This window comes from Streptomyces sp. NBC_00647 (assembly GCF_045207245.1).
GTDB lineage: Bacteria > Actinomycetota > Actinomycetes > Streptomycetales > Streptomycetaceae > Streptomyces.
In genome coordinates, this window is record NZ_CP109040.1 from 5,787,227 (window position 1) to 5,812,115 (window position 24,889).

At 71.2% G+C, this 24,889-nt stretch carries 22 protein-coding genes; 16 read left to right on the plus strand and 6 right to left on the minus strand.

Annotated elements, in window-relative coordinates:
* Positions 1-72 precede the first annotated feature (72 nt).
* A complete protein-coding gene (locus OG788_RS25435; RefSeq protein WP_406373660.1) occupies positions 73-576 on the minus strand; it encodes a PH domain-containing protein in 504 nt (167 codons plus the stop codon).
* A gap of 31 nt (positions 577-607) precedes the next feature.
* Here OG788_RS25435 and OG788_RS25440 point away from each other — a divergent pair, with 31 nt between their 5' ends.
* Positions 608-1,759: an NADH-quinone oxidoreductase subunit D gene (locus OG788_RS25440; RefSeq protein WP_406373661.1), complete on the plus strand. Its 1,152-nt coding sequence runs from the start codon at positions 608-610 to the stop codon at positions 1,757-1,759.
* Here OG788_RS25440 and OG788_RS25445 read toward each other — a convergent pair.
* Positions 1,724-2,893, minus strand: a complete 1,170-nt coding sequence (locus OG788_RS25445) for an SAM-dependent methyltransferase (RefSeq protein WP_406373663.1) — start codon at positions 2,891-2,893, stop codon at positions 1,724-1,726. The genes OG788_RS25440 and OG788_RS25445 overlap by 36 nt on opposite strands.
* 245 nt (positions 2,894-3,138) lie before the next feature.
* Between OG788_RS25445 and OG788_RS25450 the strand changes: the two genes are divergently transcribed.
* The 3 genes from OG788_RS25450 (at position 3,139) to OG788_RS25460 (ending at position 5,772) form a co-directional block, all read left to right on the plus strand.
* The gene (locus OG788_RS25450) at positions 3,139-4,344 is read left to right on the plus strand and encodes a sensor histidine kinase (protein WP_406373664.1); all 1,206 of its coding nucleotides are present in this window, start codon (positions 3,139-3,141) and stop codon (positions 4,342-4,344) included.
* Positions 4,345-4,398: 54 nt separating this feature from the next.
* The gene (locus OG788_RS25455; RefSeq protein WP_351542515.1) at positions 4,399-5,070 is read left to right on the plus strand and encodes a response regulator transcription factor; all 672 of its coding nucleotides are present in this window, start codon (positions 4,399-4,401) and stop codon (positions 5,068-5,070) included.
* Between the two features lie 69 nt (positions 5,071-5,139).
* The gene (locus tag OG788_RS25460) at positions 5,140-5,772 is read left to right on the plus strand and encodes an AAA family ATPase (protein ID WP_351542514.1); all 633 of its coding nucleotides are present in this window, start codon (positions 5,140-5,142) and stop codon (positions 5,770-5,772) included.
* A gap of 80 nt (positions 5,773-5,852) precedes the next feature.
* On the opposite strand, the gene OG788_RS25465 is transcribed toward OG788_RS25460, so the two are convergent.
* Positions 5,853-6,959: a DUF5937 family protein gene (locus OG788_RS25465; RefSeq protein WP_406373667.1), complete on the minus strand. Its 1,107-nt coding sequence runs from the start codon at positions 6,957-6,959 to the stop codon at positions 5,853-5,855.
* 159 nt (positions 6,960-7,118) lie between these two features.
* Here OG788_RS25465 and OG788_RS25470 point away from each other — a divergent pair, with 159 nt between their 5' ends.
* Positions 7,119-7,337 carry a hypothetical protein gene (locus OG788_RS25470; protein WP_351542512.1) on the plus strand — a complete coding sequence of 73 codons (219 nt, stop codon included), beginning with the start codon at positions 7,119-7,121 and terminating at the stop codon, positions 7,335-7,337.
* Positions 7,338-7,451: 114 nt separating this feature from the next.
* Here OG788_RS25470 and OG788_RS25475 read toward each other — a convergent pair whose 3' ends face one another.
* Entirely contained in the window at positions 7,452-8,663 is a 1,212-nt protein-coding gene (locus OG788_RS25475) for a threonine aldolase family protein (protein WP_406373669.1), read from the minus strand.
* Positions 8,664-8,882: 219 nt separating this feature from the next.
* On the opposite strand from OG788_RS25475, the gene OG788_RS25480 reads away from it, so the two are divergent.
* The 10 genes from OG788_RS25480 (at position 8,883) to OG788_RS25525 (ending at position 17,252) form a co-directional block, all read left to right on the plus strand.
* On the plus strand, positions 8,883-9,821 hold the full coding sequence (locus OG788_RS25480) for a DUF2520 domain-containing protein (RefSeq protein WP_351542510.1): 939 nt from the start codon (positions 8,883-8,885) through the stop codon (positions 9,819-9,821).
* Positions 9,818-10,810 carry a pantoate--beta-alanine ligase gene (gene panC, locus OG788_RS25485; protein WP_406373671.1) on the plus strand — a complete coding sequence of 331 codons (993 nt, stop codon included), beginning with the start codon at positions 9,818-9,820 and terminating at the stop codon, positions 10,808-10,810. The genes OG788_RS25480 and panC overlap by 4 nt, the downstream gene beginning before the upstream one ends.
* Positions 10,807-12,576, plus strand: coding sequence for an L-aspartate oxidase (locus OG788_RS25490; RefSeq protein WP_406373672.1), 1,770 nt, complete (start codon positions 10,807-10,809; stop codon positions 12,574-12,576). The genes panC and OG788_RS25490 overlap by 4 nt, the downstream gene beginning before the upstream one ends.
* 5 nt (positions 12,577-12,581) lie before the next feature.
* Entirely contained in the window at positions 12,582-13,559 is a 978-nt protein-coding gene (gene nadC, locus OG788_RS25495; RefSeq protein ID WP_351542507.1) for a carboxylating nicotinate-nucleotide diphosphorylase, read from the plus strand.
* Positions 13,560-13,567: 8 nt separating this feature from the next.
* Positions 13,568-14,365: a type III pantothenate kinase gene (locus tag OG788_RS25500; RefSeq protein ID WP_351542506.1), complete on the plus strand. Its 798-nt coding sequence runs from the start codon at positions 13,568-13,570 to the stop codon at positions 14,363-14,365.
* Positions 14,366-14,679: 314 nt separating this feature from the next.
* The gene (locus OG788_RS25505; RefSeq protein ID WP_406376837.1) at positions 14,680-15,264 is read left to right on the plus strand and encodes a hypothetical protein; all 585 of its coding nucleotides are present in this window, start codon (positions 14,680-14,682) and stop codon (positions 15,262-15,264) included.
* A gap of 13 nt (positions 15,265-15,277) precedes the next feature.
* Positions 15,278-15,463, plus strand: coding sequence for a hypothetical protein (locus OG788_RS25510; protein WP_266761265.1), 186 nt, complete (start codon positions 15,278-15,280; stop codon positions 15,461-15,463).
* A 194-nt stretch (positions 15,464-15,657) separates the two neighbouring features.
* Positions 15,658-16,110: a BlaI/MecI/CopY family transcriptional regulator gene (locus tag OG788_RS25515; RefSeq protein ID WP_406373675.1), complete on the plus strand. Its 453-nt coding sequence runs from the start codon at positions 15,658-15,660 to the stop codon at positions 16,108-16,110.
* A 9-nt stretch (positions 16,111-16,119) separates the two neighbouring features.
* Positions 16,120-16,689 carry an amino-acid N-acetyltransferase gene (locus OG788_RS25520; protein WP_351542504.1) on the plus strand — a complete coding sequence of 190 codons (570 nt, stop codon included), beginning with the start codon at positions 16,120-16,122 and terminating at the stop codon, positions 16,687-16,689.
* A gap of 227 nt (positions 16,690-16,916) precedes the next feature.
* Positions 16,917-17,252: an Lsr2 family protein gene (locus tag OG788_RS25525; RefSeq protein ID WP_010986119.1), complete on the plus strand. Its 336-nt coding sequence runs from the start codon at positions 16,917-16,919 to the stop codon at positions 17,250-17,252.
* Here the strand turns inward: OG788_RS25525 and OG788_RS25530 are convergent.
* On the minus strand, positions 17,231-17,989 hold the full coding sequence (locus OG788_RS25530) for an SCO3374 family protein (protein ID WP_406373676.1): 759 nt from the start codon (positions 17,987-17,989) through the stop codon (positions 17,231-17,233). The genes OG788_RS25525 and OG788_RS25530 overlap by 22 nt on opposite strands.
* Before the next feature lie 430 nt (positions 17,990-18,419).
* Between OG788_RS25530 and OG788_RS25535 the strand changes: the two genes are divergently transcribed.
* Positions 18,420-20,945 (plus strand): ATP-dependent Clp protease ATP-binding subunit, encoded by a 2,526-nt coding sequence (locus OG788_RS25535; protein WP_266761273.1) that lies wholly within the window; start codon positions 18,420-18,422, stop codon positions 20,943-20,945.
* Between the two features lie 77 nt (positions 20,946-21,022).
* Here OG788_RS25535 and OG788_RS25540 read toward each other — a convergent pair whose 3' ends face one another.
* The gene (locus OG788_RS25540) at positions 21,023-24,151 is read right to left on the minus strand and encodes an NACHT domain-containing protein (protein WP_406373678.1); all 3,129 of its coding nucleotides are present in this window, start codon (positions 24,149-24,151) and stop codon (positions 21,023-21,025) included.
* Between the last annotated feature and the right edge of the window lie 738 nt (positions 24,152-24,889).

The window sequence follows — 24,889 nt, forward strand, 5'->3', positions numbered from 1 at the left end:
CCGGAACGAGGGACGCGGCAGGGAGGTTCCCCAGGGAGTCCGCGGAGTCCGCATCGCGCGGGGAGGCCGTGCTCACAGTCCCGCCGATCGTGCCTCGCCCAGTTCGGTCAGCCGGTCCCGCAGCCGTTCGGCCTCGGCCGGGTCGAGACCCGGGATGCACGCGTCGGTCGCCGCGGCGGCCGTGTGCAGCTGCACGCTGGCGAGCCCGAAGTGACGTTCGACGGGCCCGGAGGTCACCTCGACCAGCTGCATGCGCCCGTACGGCACCACGGTCTCCTCACGCCACAGCACACCCCGGCTGATCAGCAGGTCGTCCGCGCGTTCCGCGTACCGCCAGGAGCGCCAGTTGCGCCCCAGCATGGGCCAGCCCCACACCATCAGGGCGAGCGGCAGCAGGGCGAAGGCCGCCCAGCCCGGACCGGCGAACAGCCCGAGGAGCAGCCCGACGGCGACCGTCAGGAGTCCCAGCCACACCACGAGCAGCAGCCGCCGCATGCGCAGCAGCCCCGGAGGCAGCCCGGTCCAGACCGGCTCCGGCATCGCGTTCTCGGCGGTCTGCGTGCTCCCCGTCTCCATGCGGCAAGCGTACGTACGAGAGACTGTGTCCATGACTCCTACGACGGAGACCATGGTCGGTATCGGTGGCGCTGCCGAGAGCACCGACATGGTGCTCAACATCGGCCCGCAGCACCCTTCGACCCATGGAGTGCTGAGGCTGCGGCTCGTGCTCGACGGCGAGCGGATCCAGCACGCGGAGCCGGTCATCGGCTATATGCACCGCGGCGCGGAGAAGCTCTTCGAGGCGCGCGACTACCGCCAGATCATCATGCTCGCCAACCGTCACGACTGGCTGTCGGCGTTCTCGAACGAGCTGGGTGTCGTCCTCGCCGTGGAGCGGATGCTCGGCATGGAGGTCCCCGCGCGCGCGGTGTGGACGCGCACGCTCCTCGCGGAGCTCAACCGTGTCCTCAACCACCTGATGTTCCTCGGCTCCTATCCCCTGGAGCTGGGCGGGATCACCCCGATCTTCTACGCCTTCACGGAGCGCGAGGAGCTCCAGCACGTCATGGAGGAGATCTCCGGCGGGCGCATGCACTACATGTTCAACCGCGTCGGCGGTCTCAAGGAGGACCTTCCGGCCGGATGGGCCACCCGCGCGCGTGCCTGCGTCGCCGCGCTGCGCTCGCGCATGGGCGTGTACGACGACCTGGTGCTCGGCAACGAGATCTTCCGGGGGCGTACGCGCGATGTGGGCGTTCTTTCACCGGAGGCCGTGCACGCGTACGGCGTGAGCGGCCCCGTCGCGCGTGCCTCCGGCGTCGACTTCGACCTGCGCCGTGACGAGCCCTACCTCGCGTACGGCGAGCTCCAGGACACGCTGAAGGTCGTCACTCGCCAGGAGGGCGACTGCCTGGCCCGCTTCGAGTGTCTCCTGGAGCAGACGCACGTCTCCCTCGATCTCGCGGACGCCTGTCTCGACCGGCTCGCCGAGCTGCCGCCCGGGCCGATCAACCAGCGCCTGCCCAAGGTCCTGAAGGCGCCCGAGGGGCACACGTACGCCTGGACCGAGAACCCCCTCGGCATCAACGGCTACTACCTCGTCAGCAAGGGCGAGAAGACCCCGTACCGGCTGAAGCTGCGCTCCGCCTCGTACAACAACATCCAGGCGCTCGCCGAACTGCTGCCGGGGACGCTGGTCGCGGACATGGTGGCGATCCTGGGGTCACTGTTCTTCGTCGTCGGGGACATCGACAAGTAGGGCGCCGCGAAGGAGCGCGCTCTCGCCGGCCGCGGTGTCCGGGAGCACTTCAGGGAGGCCCACGGGCTGGAGCAGCCAGCCGAAGTCGCCCAGGCCGCCCGGCGCGGTGAGTTCCGCGGCCGCGCCGGCGCCCGCGAGGGCGCGCACATAGGCGGCGGGGTCCGTGGACGCCAGCGCGAGCGGGGGACGGGCGCCGGTCACACCCAGCGCGCGCAGCGCCGCGCGCTGGGTCGTCACGCGACCCCCGGGCAGCGCGCACGCGTCGAGCGCCACGTGCGCGGTGATGTCGCACGACCCGTCCGGCACCGGAACCGTCTCGCGCCCTTCCCGGAAACCGGTGAGTGTCCCGAAGGGCGGCCGTCCGCCCGCGAAGTGCGCGTAGTCGGCGGCGACGGCGAGACCCCGGTCGAGTGCGGACACGGCGGAGGCCCAGGCGATGTCCCGGGGCAGCCCGATCTCGGCACGGGCGCCTTCGGCGGGCGCGGGGGGCTCCTCGGGGGCCGCGTGCGCTCCCTGTGGAAACGGAGCTCCTTGTGGGGGCGTGGGGACCTGTCCCGCTCCCGGTGCGGGTGTGCGGGCGAGCCGTGCGCCGGGCCACCACCAGCGCTCCAGCCACTCCGCCTCGGCCCCGGTGACGGCCTCCCCGAGGCGTTCGGCCCCGTCGCCGCGGACGAGGACCAGACGCGGCGCCCCGTCCGGGCCGGCCTCGGCGACGTCGACGGGCACGTTGTCCAGCCACTCGTTGGCGAACAGCAGCCCGGTGATCCCCTTCGGAGGCTCGGTGAGCCAGGCGATCCGGTCGTCGAGGCCGGCCGGCCGGCCGGCGCGTTCGACCGCGTACCCGCGCGCGCGGGAGGCCACCTCGGCCGGGAGGGCGGCGAGGACGCCGGTCACCAGCTCGCCGCGGCCCGCCGCCATGTCGACGAAGTCCAGCACGTCCGGGCGGCCGAGCGCCGCGTCGACCCGGCACAGCAGCCGCGCCACGGCGCCGGCGAACAGCGGGGACGCGTGCACCGAGGTCCGGAAGTGCCCGGCGGGCCCCTCGGGCCTGCGATAGAAGCCGGAGGGGCCGTACAGCGCCTCCTCCGTCGCCTCGCGCCACCCTCGCCACTCGCCCGCCGCCTCACGTCTCACCGGGCCAGGCTAGGGCGTGTCCCAGGGGGTGTCGTCCCGGTCGGGCCGCAGGGTGCGGACGGTGCCGGGCCGGCGGGGGCCGCGGAGGACATACGGGCCGCACCCCGCGTCCGCGGCGGGGTCAGGACGACCGTCCCCGGGCGTCGCGGAGTGGTGGGCATCCACCTTGGGGAGTACGAGGGGCGGTCCCGGATCGATCCTCCGGCTGACCCCTGCCCACTGCACGCTTCCCTACTCTGGGTTACGTGCAGCGCCTCTATGACTTTCTCCGCAGGTACCCGACATGGGTCGACAGCTTCTGGGCCGTCGCCCTGCTCGGCGTCACCGGCGTGAACATCGCGACTGTCGACGGGGCCGAGGACCACCACGGGTCGTTCGCCGAGTCCCTGACGATCGCCTCCTTCCTGTGCCTGGTCGTCGCGCTGCGCCGCCGCATGCCGGAGAAGATGCTGATCCTGGCCGCGGCCCTGGGCTTCCTCCAGCTGGTTCTGGACGTGGAGGTGATGACCGCGGACTTCGCGATGCTGGTGATCATCTACACCGTCGCCGCGGACGGCGCCCGCTGGGCCTCCCGGTTCGCGCTGATCGGCGGCCTGTGCGCGGGCACGCTCGCACAGCTCCGCTGGCCCGCGACCGAGTCGGGCGGACTGGGCGGCGTCCTCATAGCGATCTTCCAGACGGTTCCGTTCGCGCTCGCCTGGGTGCTCGGCGACTCGATCCGCACCCGCCGCGCGTACCTCGCGCAGCTGGAGGAGCGCGCCGCCCGCCTGGAGAAGGAGCGCGAGGCACAGGCCAAGGTCGCGGTCGCCGCCGAGCGAGCCCGGATCGCGCGCGAGCTGCACGACGTCGTCGCGCACAACGTCTCGGTGATGGTGGTCCAGGCCGACGGCGCCGCGTACGTCATGGACACCGCCCCGGACCAGGCCAAGAAGGCCCTGGAGACCATCTCGGGGACCGGCCGCCAGGCCCTCGCCGAGATGCGCCGCCTGCTCGGAGTCCTGCGCACGGGCGAGCACCAGGAGAGCGGCGAGTACGTGCCGCAGCCCGACGTCGAGCAGCTCGACGACCTCATCGCGCAGTGCCGTACCTCCGGTCTCCCCGTCGACTTCAAGGTGGAGGGCACCCCGCGTCCGCTGCCCAGCGGTGTGGAGCTCACGGCGTACCGCATCGTGCAGGAGGCGCTCACCAACACCCGCAAGCACGGGGGACCGAACGCGGGTGCGAGCGTCCGCCTGGTCTACTTCGACGACGGCCTCGGACTGCTCGTCGAGGACGACGGCAAGGGCGCTCCCCACGAGCTGTACGAGGACGGCGGCGCCGACGGGCAGGGCCACGGCCTCATCGGCATGCGCGAGCGAGTCGGCATGGTCGGCGGCACGCTGGACGCGGGGCCGCGGCCCGGTGGAGGCTTCCGCATCAGCGCCCTGCTGCCGCTCAAACCGGCCCACTGACACCTGTACACACCTGATCCTTACGAATGATCCCTACGAAGTGAAAGGACCCCGATGGCGATCCGCGTGATGCTCGTCGACGACCAGGTGCTGCTGCGCACCGGTTTCCGGATGGTGCTCGACGCCCAGCCGGACATGGAGGTCGTGGCCGAGGCGGGCGACGGTGTCGAGGCCCTCCAGGTACTGCGTGCCACCGCGGTGGACGTGGTGCTGATGGACGTACGCATGCCGAAGCTGGACGGCGTGGAGACCACCCGCCGCATCTGTTCGGACCCGAACCCGCCGAAGGTGCTGATCCTCACCACCTTCGACCTCGACGAGTACGCCTTCTCCGGGCTGAAGGCGGGCGCCTCCGGCTTCATGCTCAAGGACGTGCCGCCGGGCGAGCTGCTCGCCGCCATCCGGTCCGTGCACAGCGGTGACGCCGTCGTCGCGCCGTCCACCACCCGGCGCCTGCTCGACCGGTTCGCGCCGCTGCTGCCCAACGCCGGCAAGGAGCCCCGGCACAAGGGGCTGGAACGGCTCACCGAGCGCGAGCGCGAGGTCATGATCCTCGTCGCGCAGGGACTGTCCAACGGCGAGATCGCGGCCCGTCTCGTCCTCTCCGAGGCCACCGTGAAGACCCATGTCGGGCGCATTCTCACGAAGCTGGGGCTGCGTGACCGGGTCCAGGTGGTCGTGCTCGCCTACGAGACGGGGCTCGTCCGGGCGGGCGGCCACGGCTGACGCGCTCCGAGGCGCGGTCGGCGGACGGGGCGTGACCGGGGCGTGACCGGCGCCCACTAGGGTCTGCGCATGCTCCTGTGGATCAACGGCCCCTTCGGGGGCGGCAAGACACAGACCGCACACGAGATCCAGCGACGGCTGCCCGGCAGCGTCATCTGCGATCCGGAACACGCCGGCTTCGGCCTGCGCCGCATGCTTCCGCCCGAACTTCGCGGCGACTTCCAGGACTTGGTGTCCTGGCGGCAGGGCGTGGTCGAGGTGCTCGACCTCGCGCTGGCCGCGCACGGCGGCGTGGTCATCGCTCCCATGACGGTCACGGACCCCCGGTACTTCGCGGAGACGGTCGGCCGGCTGGGCGAACTGGGCCACGACGTGCGGCACTTCACGCTGCTGGCCCAGCGCGAGACCGTACTGGGGCGGCTGCGCGAGCGCGGTTTCGGGCGGCTCCTGCGGTACGTCGCCGGCAAGGACGCCCCGCTGCGGCGCGAGAGCTGGGCCGTGGGCCAGCTCGACCGTTGTCTGGAGCGGCTGCGCGAGCCGGAGTTCGCCGAACATCTGTGGACCGACCACACGACGGTCGCCAAGACCGCCGACCGCATCGCCGTCCTCGCGGGGCTGACCCTCACGCCGAACCGCGACGGGGCCGTGCGCGGACGTCTGCGGCGGGCGTGGACGAGCGCGCGCCACATCCGCTTCGACTGAACCGGCGGGTGTCGTCCGGACCACGCAGGGTCCGCGACATCCGCCACGGCACATCCGCCACGGCACCGCGTCGAGACGCTCTAACGCAGGATGCCCTCGAGGAAATCGCTGCCCAGCCGGGCCACCACGCTGACGTCGAGCTGGTGCAGCACATACCGTCCGCGGCGCCGTGTGGTGATCAGGCCCGCCTTCTTGAGCACGCTCAGGTGCCGGGATATCTCCGGTGCGGTCATGCCGTGCACCTGGGCCAGCTCGCCCGTGGTGTACGCGCTCCTGGCCAGATGGCGGCAGATGCGCATCCGGACCGGGTGGGACAGGGCCGCCATCCGCAGGGTGAGCTGCTCGACCGAGGGCGGGGTGGCGAGCTCGGGGGAGCTGACCGGGTAGTGCAGCACCGGCTGCCACCGGTACCGGTGCAGCACCATCAGGTGCGGGCGGCCGAGGCTGGTGGGGACGAGGAGCAGGCCGCCGTCCGCCGTGACCGTGAGCCCCTCGGTCAGTTTGTCGACGGTGATGCGCCGCGCCGTCTCGTCGAGGGACAGGGCGGAGGATACGGAGGCCAGCGCCTCGGGCAGGCCCTTGTGCCGGAGCAGATCCGTCTTGTGACGGGCCTCCGCGGCGAGCGGGTGGCGCAGGCGGGACCAGGTCTCGGCGAAGAAGGCCTCGTCACAGTCCTCCAGGAACTGCCTCAGCCAGGCCCGCACGCCCGGCGGGTCCACCAGCAGCCGCTCCGTGAACCGCGTCTGCTGCGGCCCGCGCGAGGCGGCCAGATCCACGGCACGCCGCTGCACCTCGGGATCGGAGAGGGCGTGCGGCCCTTCGGAGCTGTACGCGAGCGCGCAGGTGAACTCCAGGGCCGCGTCCACGAACTGCTCGTCCGTGAGCTTGTCCAGCAGATCCAGGTCCTCGGCGAGCGTCGCCCCCGGCAGCGCGGCCCCGCCCGGGATGCCCGCACAGGGCAGGAACAGGTCCGAGAACGTCGTACGCCACAGGAAGTCCGCCTCGCACATCCGGTCCGCGAGATGGGGATCGAGCCGGGCGGTCACGCCCGTCACCCAGCCCTGGAGCCCGGGGTGGTGCCCCGGCTCCGCCAGCGCGTGCAGCGCCATCCCCAGCTCGGCCAGCGGCGACGGCACGACGGCGACCCGCTCCGGCCGCAGCCCGCTGATGTCGATGTGCACGCTCATGCCCCCATGGTGCACCTCGCCACCGACAACGGCCGCCGTCGATTGACGGCGGCCGTCAATCGAGGCGACAGCCGTTGTGATCAGGCGCAATCTTGGACGACCGGGGCAGTCCGCGCGGGGCCTTCGGATCCCATCCCTCGTCCCGAGAGGCGATCCGTCATGAGCATCACCCAGCAGTACCTCCTGGACACCTACCGGGCCTCTCAGCACGGGGAAGCGGCCCCTCCGGCCCCCGGCACCCACGACCGGGAGGCCCTGCGGGGACTGCGTGACTACCGGCGGTTCCGGGCCGTCGTGGCCGGGCATCCGTCCCACGGCCGGATACGCGCCGCCCTGGGCCGGTGGCTGCACGGACCGCGCCGGCACCCGGTCCGCTGAGACCCGCATCCGGCCCCGCCGAGGTCCCGCCGCCGCGGGACGGGCGACCGGTCGCCCCGGCCGGTGCGTTCCGCCGTCGCTCCGCCGACGATGCCGCCGCCTCGCTCCGCACGGCTACTCGGTGATCCCGCCCGGCAGCCGTTCCACGAACGCCCGGACCGCCGCCTTCACGTCGTCCGCCGTCCACTCCAGCCCGGGCCCGGCCACCGTGATCTCGGTGTACGCGAGTCCGGGGCCGCCCCGGGCCCAGCCCTGGGCGAAGAGGCCTGTCCTCGTCTCCTCGGTCTGCCGCAGTCCCGCGTCCCCGAGGACGTCCGGCTCGTAGGGTAGCCAGATCTGGAACTGGTGGGTATGCGGCTCCTCCGGGTGGACGCGGACCCAGGGGACACCGGCCTCCGTGAAGCCCTCGCGCAGGGCACCGGCCACCACGCGCGCGTGGGCGACGTACTCGGGCAGCCGGGGCAGCTCCCGCTCCAGGCCGATCAGCGCGGACAGGACGGTCGGGAACTGCTGGATGATCATGCCGCCGTAGCGGTGCCGCCAGGTCTTCGCCTCGTCGACGAGCGTCCTGGGGCCCGCGACCGCCGCACCCCCGAAGCCGCCGAGCGACTTGTAGAACGACACGTACACGCTGTCCGCGAGGCCCGCGATCTCGTCCAGCGGACGGCCGAAGTGCGGGGTGCACTCCCACAGCCGGGCCCCGTCGAAGTGGACCACCGCGTCGCGCTCCCGGGCGGCCTCCACGACCTCGGTGAGCTCCTCCCACGAGGGCAGGACGAAACCGGCGTCGCGGAGGGGCAGCTCCAGAAGGAGCGCTCCGAACGGCTCGGGGAAGTCCCGTACCTCCTCGGCGGTCGGCAGCCGGGGAGCGTCCGTCACATGCACCGGGCGCAGTCCGCTGACCTGGCTGAAGGCATGCCGCTCATGGACCTCGGGGTGATTGAGGGGGTGCAGTGCCACGGTCGCGTCGCCGGTACGGCCCGCCCAGCAGCGCAGGGCGACCTGCTGGGCCATGGTGCCGGTCGGGAAGAAGACGGCCGCCTCCATGCCCAGCAACTCGGCGACCCGTTCCTCCAGGGTCTCGACGAGGCCGTCCCCGTACATGTCGACCCGCCCGTCGAGGTCGCACACGCTTTCGGCGGCCTCGCTCAGCCACGTCAGGCGCTCGCGGAGCGTCTGCTGGTAGCCGGGCCTCCAGAGCACCCGCTCCGCCGCCTTCCAGGCCGCGGCGCGCCGCTCGAATCGCTCCTCGGGAGACAGCGGTGCCGTCTCCTCCCCGGCCTGCTCCGCAGGCTCCGTACCGCTCTCTGCCGCCGTATCGCTCATCCCAGGATGATGTCCCGAGCCCGCCCGGCCGGTCACCCCGATTTCCGCGCGCCGGTGACCTGCGGAAATCCCGTTCACGCGGTCGGCGCTCGTCCGGTCCCCGCGGCCGGCGGAAACCCACAGCCTGTGGATGGCCGAACAGCCCTCGAACCAATCGCGTTAACATGACGAGAAATCGTCCGGTACCCCGAGCGGACTGGAACGGAAGGCCGCCGTCGAGTGAGTACATTCCCCCAGCCAGACCCCAAGGACCGCCCCGCGCGGCTCACCGTCGGCGTCGTCGGCGCCGGCCGCGTCGGCCCCGCGCTCGCCGCGGCACTCCAGCTCGCCGGACATCGACCGGTGGCCGTCTCCGGCGTCTCCGACGCCTCCAGGCGGCGTGCCGCACAGCTCCTGCCCGACGTGCCGCTGGTGTCTCCGGCACAGGTCCTGGAGCGCGCCGACCTCGTGCTGCTGACCGTCCCGGACGACGCCCTGCCCGGGCTCGTCGAGGGGCTCGCCGACACGGGGTCCGTCCGGCCCGGCCAGCTGCTGGTGCACACCTCGGGGCGGTACGGCACGCGGGTGCTCGACCCGGCGCTCAGGGCCGGCGCGCTGCCCCTCGCACTGCACCCCGCGATGACGTTCACGGGCACCGCCGTGGACGTCCAGCGGCTCGCCGGATGCTCCTTCGGGGTCACCGCGCCCGAACAGCTGCGGCTGGCCGCCGAGGCCCTGGTGATCGAGATGGGCGGCGAGCCCGAGTGGATCGCCGAGGAGTCCCGGCCGCTCTACCACGCGGCCCTCGCGCTCGGCGCCAACCACCTGGTGACCCTGGTCGCCGAGTCGATGGAGCTGCTGCGCACCGCCGGAGTGGAAGCCCCCGACCGGATGCTGGGCCCACTGCTCGGCGCGGCTCTGGACAACGCGCTCAGGTCGGGCGACGCGGCCCTGACCGGACCCGTCGCGCGCGGAGACGCGGGCACGGTCGCCGCGCACATCGCCGAGCTGCGCGAGCACGCCCCGGGGACCGTCGCCGGCTATCTGGCGATGGCCCGCGCGACCGCCGACCGCGCGCTCGCCCACGGACTGCTCAAGCCGGAGCTCGCCGAGGACCTCCTGGGGGTACTCGCCAACGGGACGGACGGGACCCAGGGGACCGAGGGAGACGCCCGATGACCACCGTTCTGCTGCGCACCGCCGACGAACTGCACGCGCGGGCCCGCGCGGGCCGCCGCGCCGTCGTGATGACGATGGGCGCCCTGCACGAGGGCCACGCCACCTTGATCCGCACCGCGCGCGAGATCGCGGGTGACGGAGGCGAGGTGGTCGTGACCGTCTTCGTGAACCCCCTCCAGTTCGGCCAGGGCGAGGACCTCGACCGCTATCCGCGCACCCTCGACGCCGACCTGAAGATCGCCGAACTGGCGGGAGCGGACGTCGTGTTCGCCCCCTCCGTCGACGAGGTCTACCCCGGCGGCGAGCCCCAGGTCCGGATCTCCGCGGGACCGATGGGCGGGCGCCTGGAAGGCTCCGTTCGCCCCGGCCACTTCGACGGCATGCTCACCGTCGTCGGCAAGCTGCTGCACCTCACCCGGCCCGACGTGGCGCTCTTCGGCCAGAAGGACGCCCAGCAGCTGGCCCTGATCCGGCGCATGGCACGCGACCTGAACTTCGGGGTGGAGATCGCCGGGGTCCCGACCGTGCGCGAGGAGGACGGACTCGCCCTCTCCAGCCGCAACCGCTACCTCTCGGCCGAGGAGCGGCGCACCGCGCTCGCCCTCTCGCAGGCCCTGTTCGCGGGCCGCGACCGGCACGCCGCGCAGGAAGCGCTGCGCGCGCGGGCCCTCGAGGTGCCCGCCACGCGCGCGCGTGCCGAAGCCCTCAGCGCCATCGGCGAGTCCCGGGCCGCCGCCGACGCGCACGCCGTCGCCAAGGCCGTCCCCGGCGGTCCCGCCGGTGTCCGCGCGGCCGCCCGGCTGGTCCTCGACGAGGCGGCCCGCATGCGACCGCCGCTGGCCCTGGACTATCTGGCCCTCGTCGACCCCTCCGACTTCACGGAGATCCCGGACGACTTCACCGGCGAGGCGGTCCTCGCCGTCGCCGCCCGGGTCGGGACGACCCGGCTGATCGACAACATCCCCCTCACCTTCGGAGCCGCCTCGTGACCGGCAAAGGCACAGGTTCAGGTACTGCCACTGGCACCGGCATACGACTGCACGCCCCCGCCCCCGGCTGGGCCCTCACCGCGGACGTCGTGGTCGTCGGCTCCGGCGTCGCCGGACTCACCGCGGCCCTGCGCTGCGAGGCCGCCGGGCTGAGGACCGTCGTCGTCACCAAGGCCCGCCTGGACGACGGCTCGACGCGCTGGGCGCAGGGCGGCATCGCCGCGGCCCTCGGCGAGGGCGACACCCCCGAGCAGCACCTGGACGACACCCTGGTGGCGGGCGCGGGCCTGTGCGACGAGGAGGCCGTGCGCATCCTCGTCACCGAGGGCCCCGACGCCGTCCGCCGCCTCATCGCGACCGGCGCGCACTTCGACGAGTCCGCCGAGGGCCGGCTCGAACTCACCCGCGAGGGCGGCCACCACCGCCGCCGCATCGCGCACGCGGGCGGCGACGCGACGGGCGCCGAGATCTCCCGGGCCCTCGTCGAGGCGGTACGCGCGCGTGGCCTGCGCACGGTCGAGAACGCGCTCGTCCTCGACCTCCTCACGGACGCCGACGGCCGCACCGCGGGCGTGACCCTGCACGTCATGGGAGAGGGCCAGCACGACGGAGTGGGCGCCGTGCACGCCCCCGCCGTGGTCCTCGCGACCGGCGGCATGGGCCAGGTCTACTCCGCGACCACCAACCCGTCCGTCTCCACCGGCGACGGCGTGGCCCTCGCCCTGCGCGCGGGCGCCGAGGTCTCCGACCTCGAATTCGTCCAGTTCCACCCGACCGTGCTCTTCCTCGGACCGGACGCGGAGGGCCAGCAGCCGCTCGTCTCCGAGGCGGTGCGCGGCGAGGGAGCCCACCTGGTCGACGGTGACGGCGTGCGCTTCATGGTGGGCCAGCACGAGCTGGCCGAGCTGGCGCCCCGGGACATCGTCGCCAAGGGCATCACGCGCCGCATGCAGGAGCAGGACGCCGAGCACATGTTCCTCGACGCCCGGCATTTCGGCGCCGAAATGTGGGAGCACCGCTTCCCGACGATCCTCGCCGCCTGCCGCACCCACGGCATCGACCCGGTGACCGAGCCCGTCCCGGTCGCCCCGGCCGCGCACTACGCCTCCGGAGGCGTGCGGACCGACGCGCGGGGCCGCACCACGGTCCCCGGCCTGTACGCGTGCGGCGAGGTCGCCTGCACGGGCGTCCACGGCGCCAACCGGCTCGCCTCCAACTCGCTCCTGGAAGGCCTGGTCTACGCCGAGCGCATCGCCGCCGACATCGCGGCGAGTCATGCCGAGGACGGTCTCCACGCGCGCGTGCCCGAACCCGTGCCGCACCCCGAGACGCCCGCGCACCCGCTGCTCGCACCCGAGGCCCGCTTCGCGATCCAGCGGATCATGACCGTGGGGGCCGGTGTGCTGCGCTCCGCCGACTCCCTCGCGACCGCCGCCGACCAGCTCCAGCGGCTGCACACCGACGCGCGTGACGCCCTCGACGAGAACGGCAAGACCTCCGAGCCCGGCGTCGACACCTGGGAGGCGACCAACCTGCTGTGCGTGGCCCGTGTCCTGGTCGCCGCCGCCCGCCTCCGCGAGGAGACCCGGGGCTGCCACTGGCGCGAGGACCACGCCGACCGGGACGACGACCGGTGGCGCCGCCACATCGTCGTACGGCTGAATCCCGACCGGACCCTCGCCGTTCGCACCACCGATACCGCAGACTTCCCCCCGACCTCCCGGCAGCCCCACCCGGCGCCCCAGTCCCGTCCCCAGGAGCAGTGACCGAAGTGAGCACCCACGACCTTCCCCTCGTCCAGAGCGGCGGCTGCGGCGACGGCTGCGGCTGCGGCGCCGACACGGACGAGGCGTACCTGGAGTGCGGCCTCGATCCCGCTCTCGCCCAGCTCCTCGCCGACGCCGGTCTCGACCCCCTCGAGGTCGAGGACGTCGCGAACGTGGCGATCCAGGAGGACCTCGACCACGGTGTGGACGTGACGACGGTCGCGACCATCCCCGAGGACGCCGTCTCCACCGCCGACTTCACCGCCCGGGACGCGGGCGTCGTCGCGGGTCTGCGGGTCGCCGAGGCCGTCCTCTCCGTGGTCTGCACCGACGAGTTCGAGGTCGAGCGGCACGTCGAGGACGGTGACCGCGTCGAGGCCGGCCAGAAGCTGCTGAGCGTCACCACGCGCACCCGCGACCTGCTGACGGCCGAACGCAGCGCGCTGAACCTCCTGTGCCGGCTGTCCGGCATCGCGACCGCCACGCGCGCGTGGGCGGACGCCCTGGAGGGCACCGAGGCCCGCGTGCGGGACACCCGCAAGACGACGCCGGGCCTGCGCTCGCTGGAGAAGTTCGCGGTGCGCTGCGGGGGCGGCGTCAACCACCGGATGTCGCTCTCCGACGCCGCGCTGGTCAAGGACAACCACGTGGTCGCCGCCGGCGGCGTGGCGCAGGCCTTCAAGGCCGTACGGGAGATGTTCCCGGAGGTCCCGGTCGAGGTCGAGGTCGACACCCTGCACCAGCTGCGCGAGGTCGTCGACGCGGGCGCCGACCTGATCCTTCTGGACAACTTCACGCCTCTGGAGTGCGAGGAGGCGGTGGGCGTCGTCGAGGGCCGGGCGCTCCTGGAGGCGTCCGGGCGGCTCACCCTCGACAACGCCGCCGCGTACGCGCGGACGGGCGTCGACTTCCTGGCCGTGGGCGCGCTCACGCACTCCGCACCGATCCTGGACATCGGCCTCGACCTGCGAGCGGCGGAGTAACCCCGGCCATGCTGCTGACCATCGACGTAGGCAACACCCACACGGTCCTCGGCCTCTTCGACGGGGAGGAGATCGTCGAGCACTGGCGCATCTCCACCGACTCGCGCCGCACCGCCGACGAGCTCGCCGTCCTCCTCCAGGGCCTCATGGGCATGCACCCGCTGCTCGGCGAGGAGCTCGGCGACGGCATCGACGGCATCGCGATCTGCGCCACCGTTCCGTCCGTGCTGCACGAGCTGCGCGAGGTGACGCGGCGCTACTACGGCGATGTCCCCGCCGTCCTCGTCGAGCCCGGCGTCAAGACGGGCGTGCCGATCCTCACGGACAACCCCAAGGAGGTCGGCGCCGACCGGATCATCAACGCCGTGGCGGCCGTCGAGCTGTACGGGGGACCGGCGATCGTCGTCGACTTCGGTACGGCGACCACGTTCGACGCGGTCAGCGCGCGGGGCGAGTACATCGGCGGTGTCATCGCTCCCGGCATCGAGATCTCCGTCGAGGCGCTCGGCGTCAAGGGCGCGCAGCTGCGGAAGATCGAGGTGGCCCGGCCGCGCGCGGTGATCGGCAAGAACACCGTCGAGGCGATGCAGTCCGGCATCATCTACGGGTTCGCCGGCCAGGTCGACGGAGTCGTGACCCGTATGGCGCGCGAGCTCGCCGACGACCCCGAGGACGTCACCGTCATCGCCACGGGCGGGCTGGCGCCCATGGTCCTCGGCGAGTCCTCGGTGATCGACGAGCACGAGCCGTGGCTCACGCTGATCGGGCTGCGCCTGGTGTACGAGCGGAACGTCTCGCGCATGTGAGCTCCCGGAGCGCACTCCGAGGACCGGCGCCGTCCGCGCCCCTCGGAGTGCCTCCGACGTGTCTCACCCCTTCGCACTTTGTGGAGCCGGTGTCGAAGAGAGACACGTTCGCGAGGCTCTCCGTCCCGACTCCGGCGGGGAGAGCCTTGATCCGCGTCCGGGATCCGCGTCCGGGATCCGCGTCCGGGATCCGATTCCGAATTCCTCCGTCATCCGCGAAAGCATGACGCGCCACATTTAGCCCGCTATGCGGATTTTGTCTGATTAGCGCGTATCGTCGCCGCATGCCCACGCCCTACGGATCCCACGGCGGCATGGCGTTCGGTGCGGAGGAGCTGCGTGTGCTCCGCCGTGCCCTCGCCCTCGCCCTGCACCCCAGTCCCGCCTCGGCCGAGGACGTCCAGGACTGCCTCCGCCTCGCCGAGTCCGTCGACGAGGCGGCCCGCGAGGGAGCCAGGCTCCGGGCCTTCCTGGTGGCCGACCTGGCCCGCTACCGGGCCGCGCTGCCGGGTACCGCGGCCGGCTACCTCGTCCTTCTGGAGGAGGTCCTCGCGGCCGGCTACCGGCCGAACCCCGACGATCTCGCCGCGCTCCGCGCGCTGCGCGGAAACCCCACCGCGGCGGCTCTCCTGGACCGCTGCCGGATCCTCGCCGAGCAGGACGTGCGCGCCCGTCTCGCGGGCCGCTCGGTCCTCTCGGTGCCGGCGTCCCGCACCCGGCTGCTGGCCCTGCCCGGGGGCCGGGCCGCCGACGAGCCCGACAAGAAGCCCGAGCCGAAGCCGCAGTCCCAGCCGCCCCGCCCGGACCGGCCCATCCCCACCCCGGGCGAGGTCTTCCCGCCGAGGCGCAAGCCCGGGCCGCCTCCGGCGAACCCCCCGCAGCAGCTCGCGGCGGGCTAGCTACTCTGGGGGCATGGACTATGTCTCCGCGCTCGTGCCCCCCGTCGTGATGGCCGTGTTCTTCATCGGGCTCATCGTGACGATCGTGAAGAGCCAGGGCGGCGCCAACAAGGCCAAGGAGGACGCGGTCGTCGACGCCGCCCTCGCGCGCGTGGAGGGCGCCCACCAGGCCTCGGGCCCCAAGGATGCCGGGGCCTGAGCCCACAGGGCCGCCCCGCGCGGAGCCCCGACCGCGCCCCCTTCGGCGTACGGCCGCCCCGTACCGCCGGGCGTACGGCCGCCCCGACCGAACCGCGCTCCCACCGGCGTACGACTCAGACGTTTCATGCGTTTCATACGTTCTTCGAGTCGTACGCCCTTTTTGTTGGTCATCTCCCACTATTGTTCTGAGCTGTGCCTCGCCCATTGGGAGAACTCGAAGACGCGGTCATGACGCGGGTGTGGAAGTGGAACCGCCCGGTGACCGTTCGGGAAGTCCTGGAAGACCTTCAACAGGAACGGTCCATCGCGTACACCACGGTGATGACCGTTTTGGACAATCTCCATCAGAAGGGCTGGGTCCGTCGCGAGGCGGAAGGCCGGGCCTATCGATATGAGGCGGTCTCCACTCGTGCCGCCTACTCGGCGGCGCTGATGAACGACGCCTGGTCGCAGAGCGACAACCCGGCAGCCGCTCTCGTCGCCTTCTTCGGGATGATGAGCGAGGAACAGCGGGTCGCGCTCAGGGATGCCGTACGCATGGTGCAAGGGCCCGAACCACAAGCCGCCGAACCCGTCGAAAGGCCACCGGAGCCCCCGCGCTCCGAGGAGAACCCCGCCGGGGACGGGGACGGCTCAGAGCGATAGCGTCCGCTCATGCCAGCAGAGCATCCCGCAGAGGTTCCAGCAGAGCTTCCGGCACAGCATCCCGAAGTCACCGCAAAAGCCATCACCGTCCGGCGGGCCAGGACCAGCGATGTCGCGGCCGTACGCGGACTCCTTGACGCGAACGTGCGCCGCCGTATCCTGCTCGACAAAGCCACGGTCACGCTTTACGAGGACATCCAGGAGTTCTGGGTCGCGGAACGCGACGACAACGCCGAGGTGGTCGGCTGTGGCGCCCTGCACGTGATGTGGGAAGACCTCGCGGAAGTCCGCACTCTCGCGGTGAACCCCGCGGTCAAGGGCCTGGGCGTCGGGCATCAGTTGCTGGAGAAGTTGCTGCAGACCGCTCGCTGGCTCGGCGTTCGACGGGTTTTCTGCCTGACCTTCGAAGTCGCCTTCTTCGCGAAGCACGGCTTCGTGGAGATCGGCGAGACACCCGTCGACACCGATGTCTACGCCGAGCTCCTGCGTTCCTATGACGAGGGCGTGGCGGAGTTCCTCGGTCTCGAACGAGTGAAACCGAACACCTTGGGCAACAGCCGGATGCTTCTGCATCTGTGATCGCCACCGGCTATTCCGCCGGAGTGCGTTGCCCACGTTCCCTATGTCCGAAACGCGCACGTTTCCGGGCGGGCAGTGGTCACTGAGTCTCTGCCAGGGGTTTGTGTTTTTCCAGCAAAAGCGGTTTGCTTTCCGACGTACTGCAGTACTGCATATAACAAGGGACGGCGAAACGGCGGACGCCGCGGGCCCTCCTTGCCCTGAAGTTATCGATGAAAGGAAATCCGGTGGCGCAGAAGGTTCAGGTCCTTCTTGTCGACGACCTCGACGGTGGCGAGGCGGACGAGACCGTGACGTTCGCGTTGGACGGCAAGACGTACGAAATCGATCTCACGACAGCCAATGCGGACAAGCTCCGTGGCCTTCTCGAGCCCTACGTGAAGGGTGGCCGTCGTACCGGAGGCCGTGCTTCGGGTGGACGCGGAAAGGCCCGTGTCGCTTCCGGCGGCAGCCAGGACACCGCGCAGATCCGTGCCTGGGCGAAGGAGAACGGCTACGAGGTCAACGACCGCGGCCGAGTTCCCGCGTCCATTCGTGAGGCTTACGAGAAGGCCAACGGCTGAGCGCAGGCGCGCCGCAGCCTTACCCGATGGCATTGCGTCGCCATCGTCTGCACGAGTCGTACGAGATCGGGGGCGCCCCCACCGCCCCCGCCGACGGCCCCGCCGCCCAGCGCCGACAGCGTCGGCAATGCCGGCTCCACCGCGCAGCCGGGCTCCGGGGGCCGCAGCCAGCGGGCGGCCCCTCGCGGGCCCCTCTGTGTTTCCGGACCGGCCGTCGGCCGGTCCACGGGACGGGCTTGCGGGTGGCCCTCTGTCCGGGCCTCTGTCCCGGCTTGGCCTCGGTCCTCTGTCCGGGCCTCCTGTCCGGTCGGCAGCGGTGCGCGGGGACCCGGTGACATCGGAGCCCCGGAGCACGGCACCACCGGGACGCCGGGATCCGGCGGCTGGGGAGCCTCGATGCTTCCGCCCGCGCCGATCGCCGTGAGATCCAGCGCCAGAGCGCCCCACTCCAGCCAGTCGAGCAGCCCCGGCAGCTCCTCCGCGCTTCCCGCGGCCACCAGCAGCTGCATCCGCTCCCCGTGCAACGCCACCGGAGACGCGGGCCCCAGCTGCCGCAGCGCCGCGAATCCCGCCTCCGCCGGCACCTCCAGGACGTCGAAGCGCAGCCCCGTGACGAGCCGTACCGGCGACCCGGGCACTGCCGCCCAGCCCAGTTCGTTCTCGTACCACTGATGCACCGGATCGACCGGATCTCCCGGATCGAACGGCCGGCGGGGGAGAGAGACGGTGGGAACCATGCAAGGAGCAACCGCCGGAAGAGCCCCGGAGTTACGCTGGGCGTTTCCGTGAACGCGCAGAGTTCCTGGAAAATGGGCGTGCGAGGGCCTTCGGCCGGGCAAGAGTGTTCGCCCGTAGCGGAGGGAACCGGTGCGCGCGGCATGGACTGTCAGTGCGCACGGGTAAGACATCCCTAGTGGGAGGGGCGACACGCACGGCTCGGGCATCTCACGTTCGCCATCGGCGTACAGCGGGAGAGGGTATCTGCCTGGCCTGCGGGAACATCGTCTCGCACCATCAGGTTGGAGCAGATGTCGGCGTTCGGGGTCAGGAGGCCAAGGACGGTGTCGGCAGTTGGAATGAGCGGTCCCCGCTTGCGGGACTAAGCTGCGGAAGGACAGGGAGGGGAGCGTCCCCTTACTGCCTGACCGCTCTGAGGAGCGATTAACGATGTTCGAGAGGTTCACCGACCGCGCGCGGCGGGTTGTCGTCCTGGCTCAGGAAGAAGCCCGGATGCTCAACCACAACTACATCGGCACCGAGCACATCCTCCTGGGCCTGATCCACGAGGGTGAGGGTGTCGCCGCTAAGGCCCTGGAGAGCCTCGGGATTTCGCTCGAGGCGGTCCGCCAGCAGGTGGAGGAGATCATCGGCCAGGGCCAGCAGGCGCCCTCGGGCCACATCCCCTTCACCCCCCGTGCCAAGAAGGTCCTGGAGCTGTCGCTCCGCGAGGCCCTTCAGCTGGGCCACAACTACATCGGCACGGAGCACATCCTGCTCGGCCTGATCCGTGAGGGCGAGGGCGTCGCCGCCCAGGTCCTGGTCAAGCTGGGCGCAGACCTCAACCGGGTGCGGCAGCAGGTGATCCAGCTGCTCTCCGGCTACCAGGGCAAGGAGACCGCCACCGCCGGTGGTCCTGCCGAGGGCACCCCCTCCACGTCCCTGGTCCTCGACCAGTTCGGCCGGAACCTCACCCAGGCCGCTCGTGAGTCCAAGCTCGACCCGGTCATCGGGCGCGAGAAGGAGATCGAGCGGGTCATGCAGGTGCTGTCCCGCCGTACGAAGAACAACCCGGTGCTGATCGGTGAGCCCGGCGTCGGCAAGACCGCCGTCGTCGAGGGCCTCGCCCAGGCCATCGTCAAGGGCGAGGTGCCCGAGACCCTCAAGGACAAGCACCTCTACACCCTCGACCTCGGCGCACTGGTCGCCGGCTCCCGCTACCGCGGTGACTTCGAGGAGCGCCTGAAGAAGGTCCTCAAGGAGATCCGCACCCGCGGCGACATCATCCTGTTCATCGACGAGCTCCACACGCTGGTCGGTGCGGGTGCCGCCGAGGGCGCCATCGACGCGGCCTCGATCCTGAAGCCGATGCTGGCCCGTGGTGAGCTGCAGACCATCGGCGCCACCACGCTGGACGAGTACCGCAAGCACCTCGAGAAGGACGCGGCCCTCGAGCGCCGCTTCCAGCCGATCCAGGTGGCGGAGCCTTCCCTCCCCCACACGATCGAGATCCTCAAGGGTCTGCGCGACCGGTACGAGGCCCACCACCGTGTCTCCATCACGGACGAGGCACTGGTGCAGGCGGCGACGCTCGCCGACCGGTACATCTCGGACCGCTTCCTCCCCGACAAGGCGATCGACCTGATCGACGAGGCGGGCTCCCGGATGCGCATCCGCCGGATGACCGCACCGCCGGACCTCCGTGAGTTCGACGAGAAGATCGCGGGCGTGCGCCGCGACAAGGAGTCGGCCATCGACTCCCAGGACTTCGAGAAGGCGGCCTCTCTCCGCGACAAGGAGAAGCAGCTGCTGGCGGCGAAGGCCAAGCGCGAGAAGGAGTGGAAGGCCGGCGACATGGACGTCGTGGCCGAGGTCGACGGCGAGCTCATCGCCGAGGTCCTGGCCACCGCCACCGGCATCCCGGTCTTCAAGCTGACCGAGGAGGAGTCCTCGCGTCTGCTGCGCATGGAGGACGAGCTCCACAAGCGGGTCATCGGCCAGAAGGACGCCATCAAGGCGCTCTCGCAGGCGATCCGTCGTACGCGAGCGGGTCTGAAGGACCCGAAGCGTCCCGGTGGTTCCTTCATCTTCGCCGGCCCCTCGGGTGTCGGTAAGACGGAGCTGTCGAAGACCCTCGCGGAGTTCCTCTTCGGTGACGAGGACGCGCTGATCTCCCTCGACATGTCGGAGTTCAGCGAGAAGCACACGGTCTCGCGTCTCTTCGGTTCGCCCCCCGGCTACGTGGGCTACGAAGAGGGCGGCCAGCTGACCGAGAAGGTCCGCCGCAAGCCGTTCTCCGTCGTCCTCTTCGACGAGGTCGAGAAGGCCCACCCGGACATTTTCAACTCGCTGCTGCAGATCCTGGAGGACGGTCGCCTGACCGACTCCCAGGGCCGGGTCGTGGACTTCAAGAACACGGTCATCATCATGACGACCAACCTCGGCACCCGGGACATCTCCAAGGGCTTCAACCTCGGCTTCGCGGCCGTGGGCGACGTCAAGTCCAACTACGACCGGATGAAGGCCAAGGTCAACGAGGAGCTGAAGCAGCACTTCCGCCCCGAGTTCCTGAACCGTGTCGACGACACGGTGGTCTTCCACCAGCTGACCGAGGAAGACATCATCCAGATCGTCGACCTCATGGTCGCGAAGGTGGACGAGCGTCTGAAGGACCGGGACATGGGCATCGAGCTCAGCCCGAGCGCCAAGTCCCTCCTCGCGAAGAAGGGCTACGACCCCGTCCTGGGCGCCCGGCCGCTGCGCCGGACCATCCAGCGCGAGATCGAGGACGTCCTCTCCGAGAAGATCCTCTTCGGCGAGCTCCGTCCCGGCCACATCGTGGTCGTCGACACGGAGGGCGAGGGCGAGACCAAGGCCTTCACCTTCCGCGGTGAGGAGAAGTCGGCGCTGCCCGACGTCCCGCCGATCGAGCAGGCCGCCGGTGGTGCCGGTCCCAACCTGAGCAAGGAGGCGTGACCTCCGGGTCCGCCTGAAAAGGGGCTGCCCCGGGACTTCGGTCCCGGGGCAGCCCCTTTTTTCAGGAGGGGGAGGAGTCACAGAATGTTGTGGGTCCTCGTCGTCGTGTGTTCGCCCGGCAATTGACCCGAGAGATGCTCCGGTGCGGTGCCGGTGTCCGAATTGAGGACGAAATTGACCGTCCGCAGATTCGGCACCACGGACCGGAGCCAGGACAGGTCCTCGTTCCCCAGCAGCTTTCTGAGTTCCAGGTGCTCGACGCCCGGCAGCGGCGGTGCCGACCCGAGGGAACCCAGGGCGGCCCGGTGGATCCGCAGCTCTCTGAGCTCCGGCAGCGCGGCGACCTCGGACCAGTCGGCGGGGGAGAGCTCGCCGGGCACCCGGCTCAGCCAGAGGGTGTGCAGGGACTCCCAGTGACGCAGTCCCCGCATCCCGGTGTCGCGGAGCACGTCCAGCCCGAAGGAGAGGACCTCCAGGGGTGAGTCCAGGGGCAGCGTGTCGCTCAGCGATTCGCCCGTGAGCCGGTGTCCGACGTTCAGCTCGCGCAGCGACCTCAGCGCGTCCAGACCGCGGGGCGACGGGGCCCGTCCTTTGTGGGACAGCAGGGACAGTGCCCGCAGCGGCAGCTCCCTGAGCGGTTCGAGGCCGTCGACCTCCTCGCACTGATCGAGGTTCAGCTGCTCCAGTCGCGGCTGAGCCGTCAGGAAGTCCAGGTCCCGCAGACGGTTGTTGTAGCGCAGCACCAGATGTGTCACCTGGTCGGGCGGCAGGCAGGAGCGCAGCTCCGCCGAGCCGAAGTCTCCGACGATCTGCAGCATGGACCGGCCGCCCAGGTCGCGCAGCACGCGGAGCTGGGCGGTCGAGTGCGCGGTGAAGTACAGGCCGGCGGGGTCCAGATGGGCGACCACCTCGGACGCGTAGCGCTCGGTGTCGAACCGGTGCCATCCCCAGGTGAGCTGCGCCCGGACGGACAGGGCGGGGTGCGAGCGGAAGCGTGCCAGTACGGGGACGGCCGCGTCGGTGCCGATCAGGGAGGCGGTGACCACGACTCCTCGGGCCTCGTCCTCGGTCAGACCCTCCGGTCCGGGCAGCAGTTCGAGGACGAGGGGGCCGGCCTCGGCCAGGGCGCGAGCCTCCTCGGACGTCCTCGGCGGGATGAGTGCGGCGGCGTCGCCCTCCACGGCGGCCCGTACCTCGGGCGCGAGTTGCGTGGCGTGCTCCAGCGAGGCGAGGGCGAGAAGCCGTACGCGGGTCGCGGACGCCCTGTCGAGCCGGGTCGCCGAGTCGGTCATGGCGCCCAGCAAGTCGGCCCGTTCCCGTGGGCGGGCATGGGCGACGGACATCCGGATCACGTCCGCCCACTGGGATTCCCCGGCGTTGCGCACCAGCAGTCCGAAGTCCCCGTCCTCCACCGCGGCCTTGGCACCCAGGTAGTCCTGGAAGGTGCGGTGGACGAACTCGACGGTGCCGAGGGTCGGTTCACGGAGGAGGCCGCTGCGGATCATGAGGTGACGCAGTACCTGCGCGGCGTCGCCCTGGTGAGCGGCGGCCGGGAGGGAGGGCAGCACATCGGCGACGATGCGTTCGGCGCGATCGCGGTCCATCTCCACCCGGCCGTTGCGGATGAGCCAGTAGGCCAGGCGTTGCAGAAGCTGGATCTGCGGAAGCTCCGTGAGATGGATGCCGTCGTGACCGCTTTCCGGGAACATGTCGCGCTCCTCGTCGCGGCGCGACAGCAGCATGGAGAGCGCGGCGTCGTACAACTCCTGCCTGCCGTGCGGCAGATAGCCGCGCCGGTCGCGGTGCAGCGCGCAGATCAGGCCGCACATCAGGGGATTGGTGGCCAGTCGGCCGAGGTCCGGCTTGGTCCGGACGGCGTCGAGGAGGGAACGCTCGTAGCCGTCGAGGCGGTCCGTGTCCGAGGCGTCCGGACGGGCCGCGGCATGCCAGCGGCGGATGAAAGCGGCCACGTCGTCGCCGGTCATCGGCGACAGGACGAGCTCGGTGAATCCGTCGGGCGCGAGCCAGTCCTCCCGTACGGCCGAGGGCCGGGACGTGACCAGCCACTGGTTGCCGGGATAGGTGTCGATGAGTTCGCGCAGCCAGCGGCGGGTGCGTTCACGGTCGCGTTCGGGGATCTCGTCGAGGCCGTCGACGAGCAGCAGGCCGCGGCCCTGACCGAGGACCCGGTCGGTCCAGGCGCCCGGCTGGGTCGCGTGGAAGGGAACGCGGACGGCGGAGAGGAAGGCGTCGGGGGACGGAAGGCCGTCCGGGCGGCGGACGAGGGTGCGGAGAGGGAGAACGAAGGGGATGCGGTCTCCCCGCTCTCCGCGTGCCGCGGTCACCGCGAGCCACTGCACGAGCGTGGTCTTGCCGGAACCGGCCACGCCGCGCAGGAGTACCAAGTCCTGTTCCGACAAGGCCTGTTCGGCGGGCAGGGAGGTGGCCGCCGCCGCGATGAGCACACCGCCCGAGGAAGCGGTCTCCTCGTCCCCGACGGGTCGTACGGCCTGGAGGCTGAGGTAGGCGGCGTCCAGCGGCCAGCGTTCCGGGGAGTTGACGAGGTCGATGCCGTAGATGGTGAGGTGGCTGTGCTTGGTGGCGACATGGGCGAGATAGCGCTGCTCGAAGGCCTGGTCGGTGCCGCCCGCCATGGGGGTGCGGGCGATCAACTCGTCCACCTTGGCGATGAGTTCGCGCTGCCTGCGGCTGTGTTCCACGAGGGTGCGGGCGGCAAAGGTCGAGCGCTGGGTGAAGAAGTGCAGGATGTGGAGGCAGGCCGTGTCGAGCAGCCCCTCGTAGAACAGGGTCGCGTCGAACGACAGGTCACGGTCGGGGTTCCCGCTCGCCGCGCGCAGGTGCAGGGCGAGCGCGCGGTGGCCGAGTTCCACGGCTTGGATGTCCGTCATGGTGAGGTCGCCCAGGCCGTGCAGGGTCGTGGCGAGGGCGTGGACGACGGCCCGCTCCTCGTCGGCGGGGATCGGACGTTCTCCGGCCCGCACTGCCCGGCCGACCAACTCGGCGGAAAGAGTGGCCAGTTCCTTCTCGCCGATGACCCGCTTCTCGCCCTTGAAGGAGACGAACGCCGAGATGCGTACGGGCTTGTCCACGAGCCCGGCTCCCGGTCCCTCCGTCACGAAGAGCTTTCTGACGAGAGGCGCGGCCACGCTGGAGGCCAGGCGGGTGCCGACGGCTACTGGGTCCATGACGATCCCCCGGGAGAACGTTGAGCCTGAAGGACAACCGTATGTTCTGACAGCTGATCCACACAGCAGGGCGCGACATCGCGCCGCCCCGGGCGATCGCCGACAGATCCCGGCCCGCGCGCGTCCCCGGCAGGGAGCCGTCAGACGGCCCCTCGTCAGGGAGGCGGCCCTTCGTCAGGGAGGCGGCCCTTCGTCAGGGAGGCGGCCCTTCGTCAGGGAGGCGGCCCTTCGTCAGGGAGGCGGCCCTTCGTCCGGGGGTTCAAGGGGGCGGCCCTGCCTTGCGACGGACGGCCGCGTGGTGGACGGACGGCCCCCGCGTGGAGCGGTCACGGAGGCGCGGTCCGGGCCCGTCCGTGCCATGAGGACGTCGGGGCGGGGATTCGGGCGGCCGGGGAGGGCCCGCCGGCTTCCCAAGGCCCTTCAAAACAGGGGCCGCAGCGTAGCCCGCGTCACATTCAGGGACCTCTGAATCCGGGGGCCCGGTGACATGACGCACAGGCGGTTTGTCCGGTACTAGGTTGAATAGTGGATACGCCAAATCGGACAAAAAGGACCTTCGGCCCAGGGCTCGAAGGTCGATGTACACCTCGTGGGGACGGCTGGGCCGAGGGCAGGTTTAGCAAGGGATGTGCTGGCCCGAAGTGGGGCTAAACCTGGTTTCTTGGGCAAAAACGGCAAGATCCCGTGCGGGATGTCCGAGGTGTCAAGGTTCATCAAGTTTTGCGGTGAAGTACTAGC